This window comes from Nocardioides carbamazepini (assembly GCF_024614185.1).
Classification (GTDB): domain Bacteria; phylum Actinomycetota; class Actinomycetes; order Propionibacteriales; family Nocardioidaceae; genus Nocardioides; species Nocardioides carbamazepini.
The window spans coordinates 74,637-99,211 of sequence record NZ_JAHTLF010000018.1; the positions used below are offsets into that span (position 1 = coordinate 74,637).

The window sequence follows — 24,575 nt, forward strand, 5'->3', positions numbered from 1 at the left end:
CGTACCTGACGGACGACGAGCCCGGGGCGTCACGATCCGGAGAAGGGGCCTCCGCAGAGCGGGTGTGGGCCCGGATCGGGGCTTGGGGGAGAGGATGGACCCATGCGCACCGGCTATGAGTTCCGCACCGCCACGCCTGACGACGTTCCCGCGCTGGTCGCCCTGGTCGAGTCGGCATACCGCGGGGACGTGTCGCGCCAGGGCTGGACGACCGAGGCGGATCTGCTGCAGGGCCAGCGCACCGATGCCGAGGAGGTCCGGCGGGTGGTCGGGGCGCCCGACAGCGTGGTGCTGGTGGCCCTCGACGCCGAGGAGGACGGCCGGGTCGCGGCCTGCTGCCATGTGGAGCGACGGGGGGACCGCGCCTACTTCGGACTGTTCGCCGTCGACCCGACCCGACAGGGCGACGGTCTCGGCAAGAAGATGCTGGCGCGCGCCGAGGAGGTCGCCCGGGCGACGTGGGGGAGCACCCACCTGGAGATGACGGTGATCCGGCAGCGCACCGACCTCATCGCGTACTACCTGCGGCGCGGGTACGTCGACACCGAGCGGCGCACGCCGTTCCCGTACGGCGACGAGAGGTTCGGGCTGCCGCAGCGCGACGATCTCGAGTTCACCCTGCTGGAGAAGCCACTCGGCTGACCTGGGTGCGCGACGCGGCGGGCGGGAAGGGGGCGAGGTGTCAGGTCCCGCGCTTGCCCCCCTTTCAGGGGACAAATGCGGCCCGGGGCCGGCATCCGCGCCCGCAAGCGGGACCTCCGACCTAGCCTGAGGCAGGGACAGGTGTTCGGCCACAGGCCGACGGGTGGCCCGGCGGGGCGCCGCGTCGCGGCCGCGTGCCGGGCTCGGGGGGGACATGGAGCTTCATTCCGAGGAAGAGCTGTTGGAGCGGGTTCGTCAGGGAGACGAGCCTGCGTTCGGCGTCCTGTTCGTCCGTCACCGCGCGTATGCGCTCGGCGTGGCTCGACGCGTCGTCGGTCGAGGAGACGCGGAGGACGCGGTCGCCGAGGCCTTCGCGCGGATCTTCGCCATCCTCAAGAACGGCGGAGGTCCGGCGACGACGTTCCGGCCGTACCTCAGCGTCACGGTCCACAATGTCGCCGTCAACCGGCTGCGGAAGCACAGCCGCGAGCTGACCACCGAGCCGAACGACCTGATCCCGCTGCTGGTCGAGGACGACGCCTCCGGCCAGCACCTCACCAGCCGGGTGGTGCGGGACGCGTTCACGACACTGCCCGCCCGCTGGCAGCAGGTCCTGTGGCTCTGCGAGGTCGACCGGGTTCCGCACGAGGAGGTCGGAGAGCTCCTCGGCATCAAGGCCAACGCCGTCGCGGCTCTGGCACTGCGGGCCAGGCGCGGGCTCGCGGACGCCTATCTTGCGCAGTACGCCCAGGCCTCTGACTCGAGCGAGTGCAAGAAGGTCGTCACCTACCTACCCGGCTACGTCAACGGCCACCTCACCCGGATGCGTCGGGAGGCGGTGGACAGGCATCTGCGGGCGTGCGGGTCCTGTCCCGTCGCGATCCTCGAGCTCGGCGAGGCACGCCGCGACGTCAGCGCGCTGCTCGCTCCGCTGGCGCTGTCGGTTGCTGCGTCGGGTGCGGCGGGGACGACGGCGGTCGGCGGTATCGGGGCCCTCGTCGGCGGTTCGCCGGGCAAGACGCTGACAGCTGTCCTTTCCTCGACGGCTGTCGCCGGCGTGGTGGCCGGTGTCGCGCTGGCGGCGATCCGCGTGGCTGCCCCGGACGTGGCCGACGTGCCGACCCCGGCGGCGCAGCCGCGGGCCGGCGCGGCGTCGGAAGCGCCGGCGGCTCCCGGCTCCTCCCTGCACCCCCGAACGGGCACCACGCCGTCGCCGGCCACGGCCCGCCCTGACCCGCGGCCGGATCCCCGGCCGGTCACGCCGTCGGCCCGCAGCCGGTCCGTGGACGAGCTGGAGCGTCGCAACGGCTCGGTGGCCGCGGAGGCGACGCCCTTGCCGCCGCGGACCGAGGGACCCGTGGTCGCTCCGAGCACCGTGCTGCCGTCGCCGACGGGCACCCCGACGGGCACCCCGACGGACACCCCGTCCCCTGTGACGGACGACCCTCGCCTCGCCGTTCCGGCCTGGAGTACGTCGCCCTCCGGCCCTGCGTGGCGGCGGGTCACGATCCAGGTGGACGGAGACGGGCGGCCCGTCCAGGTCGCACTCAGTGGCGTCGGCGCTACCCAGTACTGCCTGGCCGTCGAAGACGCGGGCGCGAACGCCTGCACCTCCCTACCCCAGCACGGTCTGTGGGCCGGCACGGTCCTCGCCGGTTCCGGGGTCACGCAGCTGACCGTCGACGTCAAGGCTGCGCAGACGACGTACCTCGCTTTCGGCATCTTCGGGGTCGAGGGGCGCGACGCCGACCTCGGCAACAACGGACGGTCGATCTCGGTGCCGCCACCGGGGCGCGACGACGCGGACCTCCCGCCGGGGTAGGCCGCGCACTCGGGGCGCCCGAACTTTTTCTTCCGGACCGCGTCATATCCACCTCGGACGGGCGTCACCCAGGCATGGGAGCCGTCACCACGAACCGTTGGTCGGACGATCCGTCACCCGATCGGGCCGACGACCGGCTGACCGGAGCAGCGCTGCTACCGCCGTTCTGCCGCCACCCGGTGGAGCAGCCGGGGGAACGTAAATGAGAGACCCGGACCTGTCCCCCGAACGGGGGACATTCGGCCGTGGCACCGGCGCTCTTGCCGCCATGGCTCGTTTCGGTTCATACGGGATCCCGGTGCCCGGGGTGGGATCCCGGGCTCGGGCCGGAGACGTGCAGATCCATGTCGAACGACCTACTCGTCGCGCACAACGCGACGTTGAGATGAAGGGGACAGATCAGTGAGCAAGTCGAGTTGGGGCCACCGCGCGTGGCGGATCTGGGTGGTGGGCCTCGCCCTCGCCCTGGGGGCAGTCGTGATGCCGTCGCTGGCGTCGTCGGCATCGGCGGCGACTCAGCCGGGAGCCGGCGACACCGTCTGGATCGGCACGCTGGTGCAGGGACACTCGGGTGCGCAGCTGCACAGCGTGTACTCGCCCGTGCCGGCGGACACCGGCAACCCGGGAACCCCGGACTACTGGGCCTACTGCATCGAGCACAACGTGTCGGCGGAGACCGGCACGACCGGCGTCGTCGGTAACGTGTCGGCCTTCTTGGGCACCAACTACTACGACACCGACCCCACGGTCCCCGGCAAGGTGATGTGGATTGTCGCCAACAGCTACCCGGCGATCAGTCTGTCGGCCTTTGCCACGGCGGCGGGCGTGCCCGGTCTCTCGCAGAACGACGCGATCGAGGCCATCCAGTACGCCATCTGGCGCTACACGGACCTGACCTTCGACTCGAACTGGAACTGGACGGGCTCCGACTCGGTGGCCAACGCCGAGGCGGCGTACTGGTACCTCATCGGCAAGATCAACGCCGGCAACACCCTGACGCCCGGCTCGGCTTCGGTCACGGCGAGTGTCACCGCTCCGGCCGGCACTCAGCAGGCGGGCACCCTGGTCGGCCCGTTCACGGTCACCACCAACCAGCCGACCGTCGGCGTGACCGTCGCTCCGGGCGTCGCCGTGACCGACGCGGCGGGCACGCTGATCAACACCTCGGCCGTCACCGACGGCCAGCAGATCTACCTCGACCTGCGCGGCTCGACCACCGCCGGCTCCGCCACCGTCACCGTGACCGCGCAGGGCGCGGGCGGCACCGGCATGACCATCTCGGTGCCGACCACCTCCGGTGGTACGCCCACGGCCGGCAGCCACGCGCAGTCGCTGATCCTGGTCGCGGGCAACACCGCCACGACCACCGGCTCGGCCGCCGTCAACTGGACCGCCGCCCCGGCTCCGTCGATCGGTACGACGTTGGTCGACAAGGCCGATGACGACCACACCATTCCCGCCGCCGGCGGCATGGTGGTCGACACGATCGCGTATCAGAACCTGACGCCGGGTACGTCGTACACGGTGAGTGGTGAGCTGCGGCGCAAGTCGGATGGTTCGGCGACCGGGATCACTGGTACCAGGACGTTCACGCCGACTACTGCCAATGGCACGGTCACGGTGGAGTTCACGGTTCCGGCTGGTTATGCGGGCCAGCAGCTGGTGGCCTTTGAGGAGTTGAAGGTCACGGGTCAGGCGGCGGTGGTCGCTGAGCACAAGGACATCAACGATGCGGCGCAGACGGTGAGTGTCTCTTCGCCGGTTCCCTCGATCAGGACCACGTTGGTCGACAAGGCTGATGACGATCACACCATCCCTGCTGCGGGCGGCACGGTGGTGGACACGANNNNTCGCGTATCAGAACCTGACGCCGGGTACGTCGTACACGGTGAGTGGTGAGCTGCGGCGCAAGTCGGATGGTTCGGCGACCGGGATCACCGGTACGGCGACGTTCACTCCGGCTACTGCCAATGGCACCGTCGAGGTCGAGTTCACGGTTCCGGCCGGGTACGCGGGTCAGCAGCTGGTGGCGTTCGAGGAGTTGAAGGTCACGGGTCAGGCGGCGGTGGTCGCTGAGCACAAGGACATCAACGACGCCGCGCAGACGGTGAGTGTCTCGTCGCCGGCTCCGTCGATCGGTACGACGTTGGTCGACAAGGCTGATGACGACCACACGATTCCTGCCGGTGGCGGCATCGTGGTGGACACGATCGCGTATCAGAACCTGACGCCGGGTACGTCGTACACGGTGAGTGGTGAGCTGCGGCGCAAGTCGGATGGTTCGGCGACCGGGATCACCGGTACGGCGACGTTCACTCCGGCTACTGCCAATGGCACGGTCGAGGTGGAGTTCACGGTTCCGGCCGGGTATGCGGGTCAGCAGCTGGTGGCGTTCGAGGAGTTGAAGGTCACGGGTCAGGCGGCGGTGGTCGCTGAGCACAAGGACATCAACGATGCTGCGCAGACCGTCTCGGTGGCGCCCAACCCGTCCATCGGGACCACGCTGGTCGACAAGGCTGATGACGACCACACGATTCCTGCCGGTGGCGGCATCGTGGTGGACACGATCGCGTATCAGAACCTGACGCCGGGCACGTCGTACACGGTGAGTGGTGAGCTGCGGCGCAAGTCGGATGGTTCGGCGACCGGGATCACCGGTACGGCGACGTTCACTCCGGTCACGGCCAACGGCACCGTCGAGGTCGAGTTCACGGTTCCGGCCGGCTATGCGGGTCAGCAGCTGGTGGCCTTCGAGGAGCTGAAGGTCACGGGTCAGGCGGCGGTGGTCGCTGAGCACAAGGACATCAACGACGCCGCGCAGACGGTGAGTGTCTCCAAGGGTGCGCCGACCGTGAACACCCAGGCCTCCGCGGCCACGGTCGAGGTCGGTGCGGCCCTGCACGACGTGGTCACCATCACCGGGTTCGTCCCGGGCGGCAACGCGATGGGCACCGCGACCCTCTACGGTCCGGTGACCACGGTGAACGGCACCGTCTGCACCGAGGCGAACGTGGTCGGCACGGTCACCTTCACCCCGGCCAATGGCACGATCACGACGCCGACCGTCACGGTCACCCAGCCCGGCCTCTACACCTGGCAGGTCAACCTCAGCGCGGACGACCGCAACGAGGCGGCCACCCACGCGTGCGGTCTGGCGGCCGAGACCACCACGGTGCAGCAGCCGGACACCGGCGCGGGCGGTCAGTCCAAGGTCTCGCTGACCACGGAGACCTCGCACGACCAGGTCAAGCCCGGTGCCTACGTCTCCGACAAGGTCACCATCACCGGCTTCGTCCCCGGGCACGGCGCGATCGGCTCGGCCACCCTGTACGGACCGTTCGCCTCACGCGACGAGATCACCTGCACGACTGCCAAGGCTGTCGGAACGGTGAGCTTCACGCCGGGCAACGGCCTCGTTCAGACGCCGACGGTCCAGGTGAACCAGACCGGCTACTACACCTGGGTGGCGTCGACCACGGCGGACAGTCGCAACACCGCCGCGTCGCACGCCTGTGGTCTGGTGTCGGAGACGACGCTGGTGCGCAAGCCGGCCTACTCGGCGCCGGTCGTCAGCACGGGCTTCAGCGCCGGGGGAAGGGATGTCGCCGGCCGTCGTAGTGTCGAGCGGATCCGCATCCCGTCGCTGGGGGTCAACGCCGGCACGTCGCTGGTCGGCATCAAGCGCGGCAAGATGCAGGTGCCGGGCAATGTGACCCGCACCGGTCAGCTCGGCCAGTCCGCTGCGGCCGGTGACCTGATCGGTACGACGGTCATCGCCGGCCACGTCTCCGACCGGCACGACCGGCCGGGTGCGTTCTGGAAGCTCACCAAGATCCGCAAGGGCAAGGTCGTGACGGTCTGGCAGGGCGGCAAGAAGCTGCGTTACCGGGTCACCTCGATCGAGAGGTTCTCGCGGGCCTCGAAGCTGCCCGACCGGTTCTTCTCGACCACGGGTGAGCACAAGCTGGTGCTGATCAGCTGCGCCGGCAAGGTGACGACCTCGGGTGGCGGGTTCCACTACCGCCAGAACGTCGTGGTCACCGCGGTTCCGCTGGGCTGAGCTCCGAAGACTCCGGCGGCGGTGGTGGTGCTTGTCCGCCACCGCCGCCGGACACATCCACTGGACTAATCACTCCGCAAGGAGAGAAGAGGAACGAACCATGCCACCACGTCCGGAGTTGGGATATCTGGCCACTGTCTCGGGTGTCATGACGTTGAGCGTTCTGGCCGTCGGCTCCCCCGCCCAGGCCGAGCCGACCGCCGCGGCACAGGAGGGCGTGACCTGCCTGCTGCCGAGCGCACCGGACGGCAAGGCCGGTGCCGACGGGGCCTCGGGGCCGGCGGGCGCCGCGGGGCCGGCCGGCGCCGACGGTGCCGACGGCGCGCAGGGACCGACAGGTCCGCCCGGCGCGCAGGGGCCGGGGGGACCCCAGGGCGCGGAGGGGCCGGCCGGCGAGGTGGGTGAGGCCGGTCCGCCTGGTCCGCCTGGTCCGCCGGGGGCAGGCGCGGGGCGGTTGGTCCATGCCGCACCCGGTCCGGTCGACTGCAGCGCCGTACCCGGCGTCTGCGTCGTCGTGATCCCCGGTCCCGACGGCGCTCCTGGCGTGACCGGTCCTCGGGGCGACGATGGCCCGGCGGGTCTGGACGGGGCGGACGGGTCGGACGGTCCCGCCGGCATGCCAGGGCCGACCGGTCCGATCGGCGAGCCGGGCGCCGACGGGCCGATGGGTCCCCCCGGCGCACCCGGAGCTGTTGGACCGCCCGGACCTCCGGGTGCCGGATCGGCGCGGGTCGTCCACGCCGTCGTCGCGACCGACTGCTCCGCCTTCGACCCCGCCTGCGTCGCGACCGTCACCGGCGCGCCCGGCCCGGCCGGCGCCCCCGGACCGAAGGGACCCAGCGGCGCCGCCGGCGAGCCGGGCCTCGACGGCCAAGACGGAGCGGCGGGCCCGCAGGGCCCCGTCGGCCCGCAGGGCCCGGCCGGCGAGGACGGCAATGCCGGCCCGGAAGGGCCTCCGGGACCGCCGGGACCGCCCGGACCTCCGGGACCGCCCGGAGCCGGCGGCACCCGCGTCGTGCACGCGGTCGCCGCGACCGACGGCACCGTGCGGACCTTCCCGGAGATCTGCGCGGGCGATGTCGGCGGCAAGAACGGCGGGAAGAACGGCGGGAAGAAGGACGACGACGGGGCGGTCGAAGGCGCCGCGGCCGGCAACGGCACCGGTGGGCTGCCGGCGACCGGTGCGGCCGGTACCACGCTCGGCATGCTCGCGCTCGGCACCGCCATGACTGCGGCCGGCGTGGTCGTGGTCCGGCGTTCCCGCACACCGGCCGCCCATGAGTGAGAGCCTCGTGGAGACGGGGGACGCCGCGGCGCCCCCGTCTCCACGGAGCATCGTCTACCGGCTCTGGAACGGCGTGATCCCGCCCGAGGTGTGCCAGGCGGTGATCAGCTCGTTCGCCGACGAGGAGCTGTACGCCGCCACGGTGCAGCTCGCCGACCGCCCGGTGGAGATCATCTCCGAGTCCCGCAAGACGAGGCACACCTTCATCGAGCCGGGCCACTGGGCCGGAGCCTTGGTGTCGCACTTCGCCAACCTGGCGAACCTGCTGTGGAAGTTCGACGTGACCGGTCTCGGCACGCTGAGCATCCTGCGCTACGACGTCGGCGACCAGTTCACCTGGCACGTCGACGCGCTGAGCTATGACAGCACCGACTACGGCCAGCTCGGCACCGGGCTCGAGCGCAAGGTCAGCGTGACCGTCAACCTCTCGGACCCGAGTGGCTACGAGGGCGGCGATCTCGAGTTCATGAACGGCGTCGGACAGCTGCTGGCCCAGCCCCAGCTGCGGGACCAGGGCTCGGTCGTCGTCTTCCCGTCGACGGTCGGCCACCAGGTCACGCCGGTGACGTCGGGCGTCCGCTACTCACTGGTGGGCTGGATGGTCGGGCCGCCGCTGAGGTGAAGGTGGTCACGAGACATCGGGGACGGTGGTTCCTGGTGGCGCTGGCGGCGGTCGGCCTGCTGGCGCTCCCGGGACCACTCCCGGGGACCGCCGGCCGGCCGCCCCCGGCCGGGAACCAGGACACCATCGAGGTCTGGGTCTGCGCGGTCCCGCTCGACACCCGGGCTCCGGTCTACCAGCCGTCGCCGCTGCGGCTCGATCTCGACCCGGCCACTGTCGCGGACCAGCTCGACGAGCACGTGCGGCGCTACTTCGCGACCCTGTCCCACGGCCGGTACGCCCCGCGCTTCGTCGCCGGCGGGGTCCTGTCCCTGAGTGCCGACGACGGTGGGGAGGAGTGCATGGCGCGAGCCCAGGACCGGTCGCGCCGTACGGCGGACGCCGTCCTGGCCGTCGCGAACGCCGAGCACCGCGCCGACGCCCACGGCGGTCTCGGCAACCCCGGCGCGCGCTGCGCGCAGGCAGACGCGCCCTGTCCGGCGAGCGTCTCCCGGCGTGGGGCGTACGTCGGCGCCAGCGACTTCCACCCCGCCTGGGGCCCGCTCCCGGCCTTCGACCTGGTCGAGCACGAGCTGGGGCACACCCTGGGCTGGCCGCACTCCGGAAGCCCCGCGGGGGAGTACGACAGCGCGCTGGACATGATGAGCGACAGCACCGCACCGCGCGCCGCGTTCCCGGACGAGCACCACGCCGGCGGCACGCTCGGCGTCAACCTGGCGGACGCCGGATGGATCCCGGCGAGCGACGTGGTCCGGGTACCTCGGGAAGGCACCGCCTCGACGTACCGGATCAGCCGCTCGGCCGGCCCGGCCGGATTGCGCCTGCTCGAGCTGCCGCTGACCGCGGACCGGTTCCTCACCGTCGAGCTGCTGACCGCGGACGGTCTCGACCGCCATCTCCCCGAGTCGGGCATCGCGATCACCTGGGTCGACGCGTCGGCAGCGGCGTGTGGCACGCCGTGCGACCCGCTCCGGCGCCGGCACATCGCGCAGCGGAGCGCCCCGCCGTACACCGACCTGCTGCAGGCCGGCGAGGACCCCTGGTCGGGCCACGGTTGGCGGGTCGAGGTGGACAGCGTGGACGACGGGACCGCGGTCGTCACCGTCGCCCCCCGGACCCGCCGCTCCGGCGCGGCCGGCTGAACCCGGCCGGCGATCCCGAGCCCACGCGTCAGGGCAACTGACGACATGCGCATCATCAATCGTCGGGCCGCGTGTCCACCAGGTGTGATCCCACCTCGTGAAGGCGCCCCAGGCGACGACCCCGGAGAGTCCACCCGCAGGCTCGACCGGATCGTCGAGCTCTGGGCACAGGAGCTGGTCGCCCGGATGGACCAGCCCTACGCGGTCATGGTCCGCAGCACGTGGCTGACGGAGTATCTCGGCCCCTTCCCGAGCGCGCTGGCCGCTGCGAGTGCGGCCGAGCTGGAGACGCGCGCCAACGGCTCGCTGCCCGTGGACGAGCAGGTCTCGGTGCGCCTCCTTCCGCTCCGTCCGCCGACGGACAACGTCTGATCGAGTCAGGCGCTGATGCCGACGACGATCTCCGCGACCTCCTGGTCGGCGACGGCCAGCACCCGGGCGCCGGCGGCGAGCGGCCCCGCGGTCGCGCGGACGCCGGCGCCGAGGTGCGGATGGGCGCCGACGAGCGTCATCCGCGCGCCGGTCGGTACGGGGAAGAGGGTCACCGTCAGCTCCTGGCCGGGCGGCGTGTCGGCCACCACGGAGAGCAGCAGGTTTCCCAGCTCCGCCGAGACGTCTCCGGGCAGGTCCTCGCCGCCGGCGCGCACGACCAGGCGCACACCCTGGTCGTGGGCGTCGCTCAGGGCCCGGGCGAACCACTCGCCCATGTGCACCAGATCCGGATGGAGCAGGGTGAGCTGACGCAGGTAGGCCTCCTCGACCGCGCACTGTGCCCGCAGTGCCGGATCCCCGGGATCGGCGGCCGTGCGCGCTGTCTCCAGCAGCCCGAGGGAGCGGTTCAGCCCGGCCGTGCGCCAGCGGGCCCGGGCGCGGTCGGCGGCCTCGCGCTCGACCAGCCGGGTGCGCGCGGCCCAGGCGGCGCGCTGATCGGCGGCGGCGCGGACGCCGATCGCGCCGATCGCGTGCTGGAAACTCCGCCACGCCCCGATCAGTCCGAGCGCCGCGGCACCGCCTATCAGCACGATGGTCCGGGCGCCCGAGGAGGACTCTCCGACATCGACGGCGACCGTGAGCACCACGACGGTGTATCCGAGGACCGCCCACACGATGGTGGTCGGGCGGGGGCCCAGCTCGGCGAGGAGGACGAGGAGCCCGGTGGCCCCGACGGCCTGCCACAGCACCGGATCGTCACGGCCGTAGTCGACGGCGGCCGCGGAGAGCACGAAGGCCACGCCACACGCGCCCGCGAGGCCGAGGGCCGCCCAGGCCGGCAGCGTCCGCCGGTTCCGGGTGCACCACCAGGCCAGTGCGGTGCCGAGGGTGGCGATGGTCGCCATGAGGTACTCCGACGTCAGCTCGCCGGGATGGTTGCCGACCGCGAGCACGAAGCCGACAGCGGACACGCCGGCGGCGTAGACGAGGCAGGCCCGCCGCCGCAGGACCCGCACGATGCGGGTGATGTCACCACGGCGGTGGGGGCGCGCCGTGGGGGCGGATCCGCCGGGAACGGTGAGTCGGACCCGCGTCCCTGCACCCGGGGCCGTGTCGAGATCGACGTCGATACCGGCCTCGCGCGCCCGGTCGAACACCGACGTGGCCAGCCCACCGACCCGCCCGGCGCCAGCGGCCCGGTGGTCGAAGCCGACACCGTCGTCGGCCACCGTGACGACGAGATCGCCGTCGTGGGTCTCCGCGTGCACCCGCACCTCGTCGATGCCGGCGTGCTTGGCCGCGTTCTGGACCAGCTCGGTGGTCGCGCGCCGCAGGGCGCGCAGGCGCACGGGCGCCAGGGTGCCTTCGATCGCCGTGAGCGCGGCGTCATCCAGCCCCAGATGGCGGACCCGGATCCGGGTGTCGTACGACGTCGCGCGGATGCCGTCGTCGTCGCCGATCGGCTCGGCACCGGCCTGCAGCGCGGTGACGGTCGCGATGTCGCGGGCGCAGCGTTGGCGGACCGCCTCGGCATCGCGGACCGCGCCGCCGCCGCTGGCGATCGCGGCCAGGGTGTTGATCACCGTGTCGTGCAGCACCCGGGTGTCCTCGGCCGCCGCGCGGCTGGCGGCCGCCTGGGACGCCACGGCCGCCTGGTCGCGGTGCGCCGCCGTAGCCTCGGCGTCGGCCCGGGTCGCGAAGTCGAAGAGATACGACTGCCCGACCCGCGTGGCGAGCACGATGGCCCACACGGTGACGACGACCGCAACAGGCAGGGTCGTCGGCAGATCGGGCCGCAGCGCCAGCATGGCGGCGGGCACCAGCACCGACGAGAGTGCTGGGAGCACCAGCGCCGTACGCCCGCGCAGGACGAACGCCGGCGTGACGCCACCGAGGTTCATCATCCAGCAGGCCGCGAACAGCAGCGGGTCGTCCATCGAGTCGGCCGCCGCCCAGTCGGCGAGGAAGAGCGCGTAGACCGCCAGCACCGGCACCCAGGTCGGCAGTCGGCCGGCCCGCGTGGCGAGGGTCGCGACCAGCGCCGCGGCATGAGCCGCCAGCAGGGGGAGCAGAGCGGACACCGGGCCGGGCGACGCGACGACGGCGAGCAGCATGACGACCTGCCAGCCGGCGGTCCCCACCAGGAAGGCACGGGTCAGCGCGTCGGTCAGGCTGCGGGTCGCCCAGCCGCTGAGGTCCGGGACGAAGGGCGACGTCCGCCGGAGCAGGTCTCGGACCAGGCGGTGGACCAGGTCCCGGCGCTGCCCACGACCGGGCACTCGGACGATCTGCACCCGACCACCCTGCCGCACCGGCCGCCCGGTCGTGGCGGCAGTCGGCACCTTCGCGCCGATCCGGCCGCGACGTCCTCCGATGCCCGGGAGCGGGGGTGAGTTCGACTCACCTGTACACAGTCGGATGCCGGACCTGCCAGAATGCGTTCCGTGGGCGCGGGGGAGGCGAAGACCGAGGTCTGGCGCGTGGCGTTGGTGGAGGATCACCTGCTGCAGCGTCGCCGTACCGAGGAGATCCTGGGACGTGAGTCGGGACTGACCATCGTCGCGAGCTGCAGCACGCTCCCGGAGTTCCTGGCCTGGGCCCAGCGAACCCCGGTGCCCGGCCGTCCCCACCTGCTCGTCCTCGACCTCAGCGTCGACCGCGGACCGAGCGTGGACCCGGATGTCGTCGCCCGATTGATCGATGCCGGTCTGCGCGTGCTGGTCCTCTCCGCGCTCGCGTCGCCCGGCCTGGTCCGCTCGGTGATCAAGGCCGGCGTGGCCGGCATCGTCGGCAAGCGCGACTCCGAGCAGGACGTCATCGACGCCGTGTGGACGGTGCTGCGTCAAGGTGAGTGGATGACGCCCGACCTGGCGGCCGTCATCGCGGCCGACGTCGACCGCCCGCAGCTCAGCGACCAGGAGGAGCGGGCTCTCGTCCTCTACGCCTCCGGACTGACCCTCGGCGCGGTCGCCGAGGCGCTGGGCGTCAAGTCGGAGTCGGCCAAGACCTACATCGCCCGGGTGAAGGCGAAGTACGCCGCCGCGGGCCGGCCGGTGCGCTCGAAGGTGGATCTCAGCCGGATCGCCCTCGACGACGGGTACGTCGAGCGCGGGTGACGATGGACCCGCGCGCCACCCAGGCCCGGTCCACGCATGACGAAGGGGCCGTACCCGGTCGGGTGCGGCCCCTTCGCCTTGGACATCCTCCCCCCAGGGAGATGTCTGTCTGGATCAGCGTCCGGAGAGGCCCCGGGCGCCGGTGGCGGGCGTACCCGCCAGCTTCTTGGTCTTCTTCACCTTGGGCGTCTTGACCTTGGCCTTCGACGGCAGCGACTGGACCGGGTTGCCGGCGGGGGTGGTGCCGGTGGCTGTGGCGACGTTGACGACCTTGCCGGCGACCAGGTCACGCTTGTGGACCTTGTAGGTGGCCGTGCAGGTGATCGAGGCGCCCGGGGCGAGGCCGGTGGCCGCGAGAGCCGGGCACTTCGGGGTCAGGCTGCCCTTGCCGCTGAACTCCTGCTCGGCGATCGCGATGGTCTTCAGCGCGATGTTGCCGGTGTTGGTCACCGTGAAGGTGTACTTGATCTTCTGGCCGAGCTTGGCGACCTTCTTGGGCTTCGCCTTCTTGACCAGCGCGACGCTCGGAGCCGCCGGCTGCACGGTGGCCGCCGCGGTGTTGTTGGCCGGGTTGCCGCGGTCGGTGACGCTCACGTTGTTCAGCACCGGCGCGGAGCCGGTGAGGACCTTGCTGTAGACGAGGGTCAGCTTCTCGCCGTTGTCGAGACCGCGGACGTCGTCACCCACCGGACGCGAGCAGTCGAGCTCGCCGTCGGCGGGGATCGCCGACCCGACCGCGGTGTCACACGTGAACGGCGTGCCGCTGCCGCTGGCCTGGACCGACACCAGGGTGCCGCCGCCGGCCTTGTCGTCGGTGACGGTGACCGTGTCGTCGATGCCCATCAGGTCGGAACCGTTGTTGGTCACCACCAGGGTGTAGGTCACCGGCGTGCCGGACTCGAACACCTCGGCCGCGGCCGTCTTGGTGACGGACAGGTCGTAGTTGCAGGGCTCCCAGGCGATCTCGCCGGTGCCGTTGCGGCTCGGCTCGTCCTCGGTCAGCGTCTCGCCCTCGGCCTGGGGGATGAAGACCGCGCCCTGGGCGGTGTCGAAGAAGCTGGAGCCACCGCCGCCACCGCCGCCGATGATCAGGCCGTTCGCGCCGTTCACGTTGCCCACGGTGGTGGCGCCGCCGCCACCGCCGAAGTAGCCGGCGCCGCCGCCGCCGCCCTGGTCGAGGCCGTCGGGGCCGCCGCCGTCGCCGCCGTTGCGGCCGCTGCCGGCCACGCCGTTGTTGTCACTGACGGTGGCGTGGACGCCACCCGCACCGGGCGCGCTGGTCCCGCCGCCGGCGCCGCCGCCGGGCGCGCCGGGCGTGTCGACGGTGGCGTCGTTGCCGTCAGCGCCCTCCTGACCGGCCCAGGCGCCTGCGCCCTCGATCACGCCGGCGTGACCGCCGCCGCCCTCGTCGGGGTTGTGGCCGCCGCCGGAGCCGCCGCCACCACCGGCGAGGGCGACCATCGCGCCGTTCACGATGAAGCTGGTGTAGCCACCGCCGCCACCACCGGGGTGACCGCCCGGGCCGCCGTTGCCGCCCGTGTGGTCACCGGACGCGCCGCCGATGCCGCCACCGGTGCCACCGGTGCCGACGACGCCGGTGAGCACGTCGGTGGGCGCGATCGGGATCCGGAACTGGACCCGGGCGCCCTGGCCGCCGCCGTCCTGCGGCGGGTTGTCCGGGTCCTCCGTCTCCGGGTCGTCGTCGCCGTCGGAGACAGCGGTGCCGCCGTTGGCGCCCTCGAGGGTGACGACTGCGGCGCAGGAGCCGGGTGCGGGAGTCACCTCGAACGGACCGAGGGCGAGCACCTCGGGCTCGGGCTCGGGGGCGGGGTCGGCGTGCGAGCTCGGCACGCTTCCGAAGATGCTGATCGTGGCGGTCGCGGTGGCCAGCGCGGCGATGCCGGCGAGCCTCACACGACGACGGGAGGGGGTCTTCAATGCGGACATGTCCAGTTTTGTAGCGGCCTTCCAGTGCGCAGGCTCCCCAAAATTGGGTAACTCGGCTCAAATGCCCCCCGAACGGGCGACAGGACGGAGCGTCCGACGTAGGACCAGGCTCAGGCGAGAGGCCATGGAGCCGAAGACGGGGGAGCCCCACAGCGCATGCGGTCGGTGAGGGGCTCAGCTGTGCTTGAGACGTCGGCAGACGTCGGGTGACGCAGGTGGTGAGACGGCGCGAGATTCAGGAAGGCTCTCACCCGTGACAGAGGTGCAGCCCGTGACCGAGGTGGAGAAGGACGGGCCCGCGTACTGGCGCGTCGCGATCGTCGAGGACCACCGGTTGCAGCGGCTGCGTACCGAGGAGCTGGTCGGTCGGCAGCCCGGCCTGCGGGTCGTGCGCTCCTGCGAGACTCTCGACGAGCTGGCGGCCTGGATGGCGGGTGGCACGCCGCAGTCGCTGCCGCACGTCGTGATCCTCGACCTCGTCGTCGACCGTGGTCGCGACGCGGACCCGGCCGTTGTCGAGCGGCTGGTCCGTTCCGGGCTGCGCGTCCTGGTGCTCTCCGCGATGGCCTCGGTGCCGCTCGTGCGCGCCATGGTCCGCGCCGGAGTCTCCGGCTTCGTGGGCAAGCGGGACACCGAGGAGGACATCGTCGCCGCGGTCTGGACGGTGCTTCGGCGCCGCCAGTGGATCACCCCGGAGCTGGCGAGCGTGATGGCGGGCGACACTCAGCGGCCCCGGCTCAGCGACCAGGAGGAGCGCGCCCTGGTTCTCTACGCGTCGGGCCTGACCCTCGACGCGGTAGCGATCGCCCTCGGCGTGAGGCGCGACACCGCCAAGAAGTACCTCGAGCGGGTGAAGGCCAAGTACGCCGACGTGGGGCGTCCCGTACGGACCAAGATCGACCTCAACCGGGAGGCGATCCGCGACGGCCTGATGACTCCGTCGCCCGTCGAGAACGACCGCGGATGAACCGAATTCCCTTCACCCCCCGGGTGTCGGGTGCAGGAGGCGTCGGCGTTCATCACCTGGCTCTGTCCTCTCTTCGGGGGACATTTCCCGACCAGATCTGCGGACGCCCGGGTGGGCCTCGATCGCGCCGCTAGCGTCCGTGGCGACGCGTGGGATCGCAGGTCGTCGTCGCCCCCGATAGGGGAGCGAGGATCTCGACGGACGTCAGGCATCAACTTCCTGGAGGCACCCATTCCCCCCGTACAACCCGGACTGCAGCGGGTCGAGCAGACGCGGGTCACCCGCAGGCGCGGCGCCGCGCGCGCAGTCGTGGCCGCGGCGCTGGCCGTCGCCGCCGCGCTCGGGGGTGTCGCCGTCCCCGGCGCGGACGCGGTCCCGGTCGAGCGGGTGCGCGCCGCCGCTGCCTGCACCACGCCGGCCGGCCCGTTCTCCCCGGCGACGACCACCATCCCGGCTATCGGCCGGTCCGTCAGCGTCACCCGCGTGCGCCGCACTCCCTCGGGCGCCGTCGGCACGCCGCCGGTCACCCAGCGCGGCAAGTGGCTGATGGGCCTGGACCCGCAGATCCGGCCGGGTGAGGGCAAGGGCACCGTGATCATGGCGGCGCACACCTGGCCCGACAACTCTGCGCTCGGCAACGCGCTGCTGCGCCGGCTGGCCGTGGGTGACCGGCTCGTGCTCGCCAACGGCAACGGCTCCGCGACTGCCTGCTACCAGGTCACCAAACGCAAGAAGTACGGCGCCACCAGGGTCCCCCGCAAGAAGGCCTTCCGCTGGTGGGGGCCCGAACAGCTGGTGATCGTGGTGTGCTCGGGCAAGCGGCTCGGCCCGGGGCGCTGGACGCACCGCACGATCTGGTACGCGACGCCCGTCTCCGGCGGCGCGGTGACCGGATGAGACGGAACCGACCGTCGGGACCTGGTCGGCCCTAGACGGCCGGTCGATCTCGACCGCGGGTGATGACGCGTCCCCCGATCGGGGGGCAATTCGGCCCTCATCGGGGGACAGCGGGGTCTCCGGCGCCCGCGCTGCGCCACGCTGCATGCGGCACCACAGCGCCCGTCCCGGCGGCCGCCCGGTTCGATTCTCGGCAAGGAGACCTCACCCCCGATGTCCACGGTCAACTCCGTCGGCGCTCTCGGAGCATTGGTTGCCGGGGGACGGATGCACGAGGCGATCGACACGTTCGAGTCCGGCTGGGTGGACCTCTGGTACACCACCGAGCCCGCTGCGCTGCGCTCCTTCCTCGCCGGGGTGCCCTCCGAGAGGCTCGCCCGGAGCCCCGCACTGCGGTTCGTCGCCGTGGCCAGCGGCCTGACGACGGGGTCCGGCGCCTGGGCGCTGGTCGACGAGGCGATGGCCCAGATCCGCCGCGGGCACCGCACCGATGAGGAGATCCTGCTCGCCTACCTCCTCTCCAGCTATCAGCATCGAGCGACCGGGCAGTTCCTGCAGGCCCGCCTGCTGCTGGACGGCGCCCGGCCCGTCGCCACTCGGCTCGCCGTCGCGCCCGACAGCGACGTGGATCCGGCGCTCCTCGCGTTCTCCCGGTTGCAGTACGGCCTCACCGCACTGCTGGGTGGCGACGTCGTGGGTGCCCGGAACCTGCTCCAGACGGCGTACGACGCCGAGGGGCTGCACGGCTCGCCGGCCGGCCGGGCCCACGTCGGGGCGCATCTCGCGCTGGTGTGCGCCGTCGCCGGCGAGCTGGTCGCGGCCGAGGAGCACCTCGCCCGGGCGGAGGCGCTCGCGTCGGGCCTCGGTCGGCTGGTGACGGCGACCGCCGACGCGCTGCGGCTGACCCGGCTGATCCTGTTCGTCGACCACCGGGCGCTCCCCGCGGCCGGCCGGATGGTGCAGGCCCGCACCCCCGCGTCGTACGGCATCCTGTGGCCGCTCGCGCTCTGGGTGCACGCGCAGTTCCTCCTGCTCACCGGACGCTACGAGGTGGGCCTGCGCCTGCTGTCCCAGGCCGAGGTCGCCGCGCCCTCCGACGTCGGCGAGGGCATCGCGGGGGAGGTCATGCGGGCGGCGCGGGCGGACCTCAACCTGGCCCTGGGCAACGTGCGCGAGGCATGGGTCGCCGTCGAGCCGGGGAGCTCGCGGTCGCCGTGGTCGGCGGTCGCCGAGGCGACGGTGCTCTACGTCAGCGGCGAGTTCGAGACGGTCCGGTACGCCGCCCGGGTGGCCCGGGCGGCCCACGACCTGAGCCTGCGCGAGTCGGTCCGGCTCCGTGGCCTCGAGGCGGCGGCCTGCGTCGCCGGCGGTGACGAGGACAGCGCGCGGCGGCTGCTGGACGTCGTCGTCGACCTGGCGCGACGGCAGGGCTGGCGCTCCTTCGTCTCGTGCCTGCCCCGCCCGCTGGTGGCCTTCGCGCTCCGGGAGGGCCGGTTGCCGGCCGAGCTTGCCGAGGCGGCCCGGGACGCGGCAGGAGTCTGGGTGCCCGGTCCCGCACTCTCGGCACCACTGTCGCCACGTGAGCGCCTCGTCCTGCGATTGCTGCTCGAAGGAGTGGCGCGTGCCGGGATGGCCGAGCGGCTGGGTGTCTCGATCAACACGGTCAAGACCCAGATCCGCAGTCTGTACGCCAAGCTCGGGGTCGCGAGCCGCGGCGAGGTCCTGCAGAAGGTGGCCCTGATGCCGCCCGACTGGACCTACGACGTACCCGACTGGTCGGGGACGTGACATGGCCCGGGTCCCCCATCCGTACCGCCTGGCGGCACCAGGCGACAGCTCGCGGGTGAGCGCTCATCGCCCCGATTCATCCCTTTTTACGAAGCGTTCCGGGCGCCTCCGCACCGGAAATACCATCGCGCGCAGGTCCCAGACATGCGCCGAACGAGGAGAGACAACCTGATGAAACGCTGGCTCGAGCAGGTGGGCTCGTCCCTACCGGCATACTCGGCCCGACGGCTGACGGCCCTGGCCGTGGCGGTGTCGGGGATGGCGGTGCTGGGCGGCACGCAGATGGCGGCTCCGGCCCTGGCGGCGCCGGGTGACGGCACCATCAAGGTCCGCGTGGTCCAGGACTACAACGGCGACGGCGGGTGGGACGACCCGTTCATCGAGCCGGGCCTGGCCGGCGTGACGGTCCGGGTCACCGACGAGGCCGGCGCCACGCAGGACCTCGTCACCGACGCCGACGGCATGGTGGAGATCGTGGACGCGCCGGGCTCCTACCGGATCGTGGCGATCAACCCCGACCCCGCCACCCTCGAGCCGGCTCCGGCGCACGAGAAGACGGGGACTGCCGAGACCCCGGCGAAGAAGTGGCTCTCCCCGAACGAGGAGTTCGTCACCGTCAGCGCCAACCAGACCGTCGAGCTGACGACGGCCTTCTGGGACTCCAGCGACTACTGCCAGTCGAACCCGCTCATCGTGACGGCCTGCCAGCCGCCGATGTTCAACAGCGGTGGTGGACTGGCCAACAACGAGACGGGTGACACCCTGGTCACCGCGCCCTACCGGGCGGAGGGTGCCGACGTCGGCAAGACGACGCTGTCCACCAAGGCCGCGACCGGAGCCCTCTACGGCATCGGCTACCGCAAGCAGGACAAGAGGGTCTTCGCGGGCGCCTTCGCCAAGCGCGGCAGCGCCTACGGCCCGGGTGGAGCCGGCGCGATCTACGTGACCGACGCCAGTGGCGGCCCCGCCACGCTGTGGGGCAACGTGCCGAACGTCGGCACCCGCGCCCACACCAACGACACGCTGCCGGGCGGCCGCCTGGACTGGAACTTCGCGCCTGCCGTCGGCAAGGAGTCGCTCGGCGACCTCGACGTCAGTGAGGACGGCGACGACCTCCAGGTGATCAACCTGTTCGAGCGCAAGCTCTACGTGTACGACGCCTCGGCGGCCACGATGGGCGCGCCGACCCAGGTCGTCGACCTCTCGGCCAACCCGGGCTGTGCTGCCGCGTCCGACTGGCGTCCGGCCGCTCTCGGCGAGCGCGAGGGCGTGCTCTACGTCGGCGGCGTCTGCTCGGCCGAGTCCAGCCAGGCACCCGCCGACATGAAGGCGATCGTGCTGACCTACGACGCCGACACCTACGCGCCGATCGGGAAGGTCATGGACCAGACCCTGACCACCCGGCGTGAGCTCAACGGCGGCTCGGGTTGCTGGGGACGGGACAACACGACCTACCGGCCGTGGAACGACGAGGGCATCGCCTGCGGCAACAAGTCCGGGCAGATCCCGGACCCGCAGGCCTGGATGACCGACATCCTCATCGAGAACAACGGCGACCTGGTCGTCGGCTTCCGTGACCGTACGGGCGACCAGATGCTCGGCGTCAACTCGACCTACTTCGCCGACACCACGGGCACCGGTGGCTCGACGATCGGCCTGGTCAACTACAACGTCAGCGGTGACATCAACAAGGCCTGCATCGAGCCCGGTGACACCACCTTCACCCTGGACATGAACGGTGCCTGCGGGGTCGCACCTGTCGCGGCCGGTCAGTTCTCCGGTGAGTACTTCAAGGGTGACGGCACTGTCCATGCCGAGGCGACCTTCGGCGGCATGGCCCTGAGCCGCGGCGAGCGCGGCATCGCCAGCAACATCATGGACCCGGCGGGCTTCTTCACGCAGGGCTACGCCTCGATCTCGCGCGGGACGGGCAACGCCCTGCAGACCGTGGGCAGCGGCGCCACGAGCGACCCGGACGAGGTCGACACCGGCGGCGCCGGCAACACCGGCAACCGGCTGACCGGGGCCGACGGCTTCGGCAAGGGCCAGGGCATGGCCGACATGGAGGTGCTCTGCGACTTCGCGCCGATCCAGATCGGAAACCGGGTCTGGGACGACGCGAACGGCGACGGCATCCAGGACCCGGGTGAGGCAGGCATCGCCGGCGTCACCGTGAACCTGTACGACGACCAGGGCAACCTGGTCGCCACCAAGGTCACCAACTCGCGCGGTGAGTACTACTTCGACTCCGTCACCGACGGCGTCGGGTTCAACACCGACTACGTGATCCGGCTCGACAAGCCCGAGGACTACACCGGCAGCGGCAAGCTGGCCGGCGTCACTCTCAGCGACGCGGACCAGGGCACCGGTGCGGAGCAGGACCGTCTCGACTCCGACGGCACGATCGTCGCCAACTATCCGCAGGCGTCGATCACGACGGGCAACCGCGGCGAGAACGACCACACCATCGACTTCGGGTTCAGCCCGGCGTCGGTGTCGGTCGGCAACTACGTGTGGATCGACAGCGACGGCGACGGCATCCAGGACCCGGGCGAGTCCGGCATCGAGGGCGTCGTGCTGAAGCTGACGGACTCGAACGGCGACCCGGTCGTCGACGTGAACGGTGACCCGGTCGGACCGGTGACCACCGACGCGAACGGTCAGTACCTGTTCGACAAGCTCCCCGTCCTTCCGGCCGGTGAGCACTACACGGTCACCATCGACCAGACGGCGGCGTCGACGCAGACCGCGCTCGCGCCGTTCCTCCCGACCCAGGCCGGTCAGGGCGGCGACCCCGCGCTCGACTCGTCCCTGTGGACGGCGGACTCCACGGACCTGACCACCGCGGGCGCGAAGGACCTGACCCTGGACTTCGGGTTCACCCCGAAGCCGGTCGCGGTCGGTGACTTCGTGTGGGTCGACAGCGACGGCGACGGCGTCCAGGACCCGGGCGAGCCCGGGATCCCCGGCGTCACGCTCACGTTGGTCGGCCCCGACGGCAACCCGGTTCCGGGCGTCGGTCCGGTCGTCACGGACGCGAACGGCTTCTACAGCTTCACCGATCTCCCGGTCCTCACGGACCCGGCCGATCGCTACACCGTCCGGATCGACAACAGCCAGCCGGCGTTGGCACCCTACGTGCCGACCCAGGCCGGTCAGGGCGGCGATCCCGCGAACGACTCGTCGACCGGCAGCGCCACCTCCGGGCCGCTCACGCAGGCCCAGGACCGCGACATGACGCTGGACTTCGGCTTCGTGCCGGCGAAGGTGTCGGTCGGTGACCTGGTGTGGGCGGACACGGACCGTGACGGCGTCCAGGATGGCGGCGAGCCCGGCATCGAGGGCGTGGTGCTCACGATCGAGGGCCCGAACGGCGACCCGGTGACCGACATCCACGGCAACCCCGTGGGTCCGGTGACCACGGACTCCGACGGCAACTACTCCTTCGACGACCTGCCGGTGCTGCCGGCCGGCCAGCACTACACGGTCAAGATCGACCGGAACAACCCGTCGACGGTCGCCGCGTTGTCCGACTACATCCCGACCCAGACCGGGCAGGGAACGCCGGGCACGGACTCGTCGACCTGGGAGGCGGAGTCGGGCGACCTGACCGGCAACGGCGACCGCGACCCGACGCTCGACTTCGGGTTCGTGCGGCCGGCGGTGTCGGTCGGCGACCTGGTGTGGGTCGACGCGGACCGCGACGGCGTCCAGGATGCGGGCGAGCCCGGTATCCCCGGTGTCGTCCTGGTCCTGACCGGGCCGGACGGCAACCCGGTGACCGACGTCTACGGCAACCCCGTGGGCCCGGTGACCACCGACGCCAACGGCACGTACCTCTTCGACGGCCTGCCGCTGCTCCCCGCCGGCCAGACGTACACGGTCTCCATCGACCGCGACGCGGCGTCGACCAAGACGGCGCTGGCGCCGTACGGGCCGACGAAGGCCGGCGCCGGTGGCGACCGGGAAGCGGACTCCTCGACCTGGAGCGCCGAGTCGAAGAGCCTCTTCGAGGACGGTGACAAGGACCTGGGTCTGGACTTCGGGTTCGTCCTGCTGCCCAACGACGTGACGTTGACGACCCAGACGTCGCACGCCACCGCCAAGGTCGGGGTCGCACTGTCGGACGTCGTCACCATCAGCGGCTTCCGCCCCGGCGGTACGTCGACCGGTTCGGCCACGCTGTACGGCCCGTTCAGCAGCCCGGGCGCCGCGACCTGCACGCCCGCGACCGCGGTCGGCACGGTGGCGTTCACCCCGGCCAACGGCACGGTGCGGACACCGTCGATCACGGTGAACGCACCGGGCTACTACACCTGGATCGCCAGCACCACGGCAGACGACCTCAACAAGGCGGCGAGCCATGCCTGTGGGCTGAAGGAGGAGACCAGCCTGGTCAGCCGGGGGGTCAACCCGGTCCGGGTGATCGACACCGGCTTCGAGGGCTCCGGCTCCGCCGGCTCCGGGCCGGCCCGCAAGACCCGGCCCGCCAAGCTCGGCTTCGCCAAGCTCGGCATCGACGCCAAGGTCAAGCCGATCGGTGTGACCGGCAAGAAGGCCAACGTCCCGAGCAACCGGAACCTCACCGGCTGGCTGCGGACCTCGGCCGAGCTGGGTGACGTCATCGGCACGGCGGTCATCGTCGGCCACGTCTCCGACAACCACGACCGGCCCGGCGCCTTCTTCGACCTGAAGAAGGCCAAGAAGGGCCAGCTCGTGGAGCTGACGGACACGACCGGAACGGTGCGGACCTACAAGGTCAAGAAGTCCAAGACCTTCCTGCGGTCCAAGCCGTTGCCCAAGAAGCTGTTCACGATGACCGGCAAGGCGCGGGTCCAGCTGGTCACCTGCACCGACAAGGTGACCTACGGCAACGGCCGGTTCCACTACCGCAAGAACCTGGTGGTGACCCTGGTCCCCGTGGGCTGAGCTGGGGGGCTCAGCAGTACGGACGAACCTCACCCCGGGCTTCCCGCGTCAGCGGGACCCGGGGTGAGGTTCGTCCGGGTGGTCGGGGACCATGGCTCCGGGGCAGGCGAGGAAGGAAGCGGCAGATGACGGTGCGAGTGCAGCGCAGGACCCTGCTCGGCGGCGCGCTCGGCGCGCTCGGGCTGACCGCGGTGGCGGCCGGCTGCGGGTCGGACGACACGGCGCCGGCGGCCGAGGAACCGCGGCCGCTGACGAGCGAGGAGGCCGAGCTGCTGGCGCTGGTCCGCTTCCAGCTCTACTCCGCCTCTCCGGTCCGGGTGGCCATGGCGTGGCCGGGCTCGCCCGAGATCTCCTACGCGATCACCCTCGACCTGCGCGAGCACCTGGCCTACGGCACCTTCGAGACCCGCGAGGACGGCGAGACGGACAGCGGCGTCGCGGCGTGGGACCTGGCGACGGTGGCCACGGCACCCGGCGCCGACGGCGACCCGCCTCCGGAGCTGGCCGCCTGGACCCAGCGCGCCATGTCGACGCAGTACCCCCACGACATCTTCCTGGCGCTCGCCCTCAACCTGGGCAGCGACCGACCGGAGAACCCCGCACTGCTGCGGCAGAGCACGGCCCGCTACCTCCGCTCCGACGAGGTGGACGGGACGAGGGTCTCGGTGCTCGAAGGTCCCCAGCAGGCCTCCGCGACGGCATCGCCGGGTGGCGAGCCGGCCGACTCCGGCCGGACCAGGTACTGGATCGACAAGGACGGCGCACTGCTCCGCTTCGAGGCCTATCTCGGACAGGCGGAGGGCGAGTTCGCTCGCATCGACGTGGTCCGCGAGGGTGCCGGCCCCGCCACGGCCGCCGGCGACGATGCCCTGCGCGCCCGCGCCACGGAGGTGCTGAAGTCCCGCACCGGCGGGTGACCGGCGCGG

The 24,575-nt window shown here is 72.0% G+C and carries 16 protein-coding genes; 14 read left to right on the forward strand and 2 right to left on the reverse strand.

The window, feature by feature from the left end:
* Nucleotides 1–102 precede the first annotated feature (102 nt).
* The 8 genes from KVF89_RS19130 (at nucleotide 103) to KVF89_RS19165 (ending at nucleotide 9,945) form a co-directional block, all read left to right on the forward strand.
* Nucleotides 103–642 carry a GNAT family N-acetyltransferase gene (locus KVF89_RS19130; protein ID WP_257427759.1) on the forward strand — a complete coding sequence of 180 codons (540 nt, stop codon included), beginning with the start codon at nucleotides 103–105 and terminating at the stop codon, nucleotides 640–642.
* A gap of 214 nt (nucleotides 643–856) precedes the next feature.
* Entirely contained in the window at nucleotides 857–2,464 is a 1,608-nt protein-coding gene (locus tag KVF89_RS19135; RefSeq protein ID WP_257427760.1) for a sigma-70 family RNA polymerase sigma factor, read from the forward strand.
* 480 nt (nucleotides 2,465–2,944) lie between these two features.
* Nucleotides 2,945–4,363 carry a VaFE repeat-containing surface-anchored protein gene (locus KVF89_RS19140; RefSeq protein ID WP_306809840.1) on the forward strand — a complete coding sequence of 473 codons (1,419 nt, stop codon included), beginning with the start codon at nucleotides 2,945–2,947 and terminating at the stop codon, nucleotides 4,361–4,363.
* Nucleotides 4,353–6,524 (forward strand): VaFE repeat-containing surface-anchored protein, encoded by a 2,172-nt coding sequence (locus KVF89_RS19145; RefSeq protein WP_257427763.1) that lies wholly within the window; start codon nucleotides 4,353–4,355, stop codon nucleotides 6,522–6,524. The genes KVF89_RS19140 and KVF89_RS19145 overlap by 11 nt, the downstream gene beginning before the upstream one ends.
* 148 nt (nucleotides 6,525–6,672) lie before the next feature.
* Nucleotides 6,673–7,809, forward strand: a complete 1,137-nt coding sequence (locus tag KVF89_RS19150; protein ID WP_257429189.1) for an LPXTG cell wall anchor domain-containing protein — start codon at nucleotides 6,673–6,675, stop codon at nucleotides 7,807–7,809.
* Complete coding sequence (locus tag KVF89_RS19155; RefSeq protein WP_257427765.1) at nucleotides 7,802–8,431, forward strand: 2OG-Fe(II) oxygenase; 630 nt, start codon at nucleotides 7,802–7,804, stop codon at nucleotides 8,429–8,431. Before KVF89_RS19150 ends, KVF89_RS19155 begins: the two co-directional genes overlap by 8 nt.
* Nucleotides 8,432–8,466: 35 nt before the next feature.
* Nucleotides 8,467–9,573: a metallopeptidase domain-containing protein gene (locus KVF89_RS19160; RefSeq protein WP_257427766.1), complete on the forward strand. Its 1,107-nt coding sequence runs from the start codon at nucleotides 8,467–8,469 to the stop codon at nucleotides 9,571–9,573.
* Nucleotides 9,574–9,657: 84 nt separating this feature from the next.
* Complete coding sequence (locus tag KVF89_RS19165) at nucleotides 9,658–9,945, forward strand: hypothetical protein (protein WP_257427768.1); 288 nt, start codon at nucleotides 9,658–9,660, stop codon at nucleotides 9,943–9,945.
* Nucleotides 9,946–9,950: 5 nt separating this feature from the next.
* Here KVF89_RS19165 and KVF89_RS19170 read toward each other — a convergent pair whose 3' ends face one another.
* Nucleotides 9,951–12,299 carry an ATP-binding protein gene (locus KVF89_RS19170; protein WP_257427770.1) on the reverse strand — a complete coding sequence of 783 codons (2,349 nt, stop codon included), beginning with the start codon at nucleotides 12,297–12,299 and terminating at the stop codon, nucleotides 9,951–9,953.
* A 150-nt stretch (nucleotides 12,300–12,449) separates the two neighbouring features.
* Here KVF89_RS19170 and KVF89_RS19175 point away from each other — a divergent pair, with 150 nt between their 5' ends.
* The gene (locus tag KVF89_RS19175; protein WP_257427771.1) at nucleotides 12,450–13,121 is read left to right on the forward strand and encodes a hypothetical protein; all 672 of its coding nucleotides are present in this window, start codon (nucleotides 12,450–12,452) and stop codon (nucleotides 13,119–13,121) included.
* 114 nt (nucleotides 13,122–13,235) lie between these two features.
* On the opposite strand, the gene KVF89_RS30140 is transcribed toward KVF89_RS19175, so the two are convergent.
* Nucleotides 13,236–15,068 (reverse strand): CLIPPER-2 domain-containing protein, encoded by a 1,833-nt coding sequence (locus KVF89_RS30140; RefSeq protein WP_273475422.1) that lies wholly within the window; start codon nucleotides 15,066–15,068, stop codon nucleotides 13,236–13,238.
* A gap of 253 nt (nucleotides 15,069–15,321) precedes the next feature.
* Between KVF89_RS30140 and KVF89_RS19185 the strand changes: the two genes are divergently transcribed.
* The 5 genes from KVF89_RS19185 (at nucleotide 15,322) to KVF89_RS19205 (ending at nucleotide 24,566) form a co-directional block, all read left to right on the forward strand.
* Nucleotides 15,322–16,035 (forward strand): response regulator, encoded by a 714-nt coding sequence (locus KVF89_RS19185; protein ID WP_257427772.1) that lies wholly within the window; start codon nucleotides 15,322–15,324, stop codon nucleotides 16,033–16,035.
* 309 nt (nucleotides 16,036–16,344) lie between these two features.
* Nucleotides 16,345–16,932 carry a class F sortase gene (locus KVF89_RS19190; protein ID WP_257427774.1) on the forward strand — a complete coding sequence of 196 codons (588 nt, stop codon included), beginning with the start codon at nucleotides 16,345–16,347 and terminating at the stop codon, nucleotides 16,930–16,932.
* Between the two features lie 213 nt (nucleotides 16,933–17,145).
* Nucleotides 17,146–18,720 (forward strand): LuxR C-terminal-related transcriptional regulator, encoded by a 1,575-nt coding sequence (locus KVF89_RS19195; RefSeq protein WP_257427775.1) that lies wholly within the window; start codon nucleotides 17,146–17,148, stop codon nucleotides 18,718–18,720.
* A 171-nt stretch (nucleotides 18,721–18,891) separates the two neighbouring features.
* Nucleotides 18,892–23,649, forward strand: a complete 4,758-nt coding sequence (locus KVF89_RS19200) for an SdrD B-like domain-containing protein (RefSeq protein ID WP_257427776.1) — start codon at nucleotides 18,892–18,894, stop codon at nucleotides 23,647–23,649.
* Between the two features lie 125 nt (nucleotides 23,650–23,774).
* Nucleotides 23,775–24,566, forward strand: coding sequence for a hypothetical protein (locus KVF89_RS19205; RefSeq protein ID WP_257427777.1), 792 nt, complete (start codon nucleotides 23,775–23,777; stop codon nucleotides 24,564–24,566).
* Nucleotides 24,567–24,575 lie beyond the last annotated feature (9 nt).

Excerpts from the sequence above, each read along its gene's own strand:
- KVF89_RS19155 (WP_257427765.1), top strand. The coding sequence starts at position 7,802 with ATGAGTGAGAGCCTCGTGGAGACGGGGGACGCCGCGGCGCCCCCGTCT.
- KVF89_RS19135 (WP_257427760.1), top strand. The coding sequence starts at position 857 with ATGGAGCTTCATTCCGAGGAAGAGCTGTTGGAGCGGGTTCGTCAGGGA.
- KVF89_RS19200 (WP_257427776.1), top strand. The coding sequence starts at position 18,892 with ATGAAACGCTGGCTCGAGCAGGTGGGCTCGTCCCTACCGGCATACTCG.
- KVF89_RS19195 (WP_257427775.1), top strand. The coding sequence starts at position 17,146 with ATGTCCACGGTCAACTCCGTCGGCGCTCTCGGAGCATTGGTTGCCGGG.
- KVF89_RS30140 (WP_273475422.1), bottom strand. The coding sequence starts at position 15,068 with ATGTCCGCATTGAAGACCCCCTCCCGTCGTCGTGTGAGGCTCGCCGGC.
- KVF89_RS19150 (WP_257429189.1), top strand. The coding sequence starts at position 6,673 with ATGACGTTGAGCGTTCTGGCCGTCGGCTCCCCCGCCCAGGCCGAGCCG.
- KVF89_RS19205 (WP_257427777.1), top strand. The coding sequence starts at position 23,775 with ATGACGGTGCGAGTGCAGCGCAGGACCCTGCTCGGCGGCGCGCTCGGC.
- KVF89_RS19130 (WP_257427759.1), top strand. The coding sequence starts at position 103 with ATGCGCACCGGCTATGAGTTCCGCACCGCCACGCCTGACGACGTTCCC.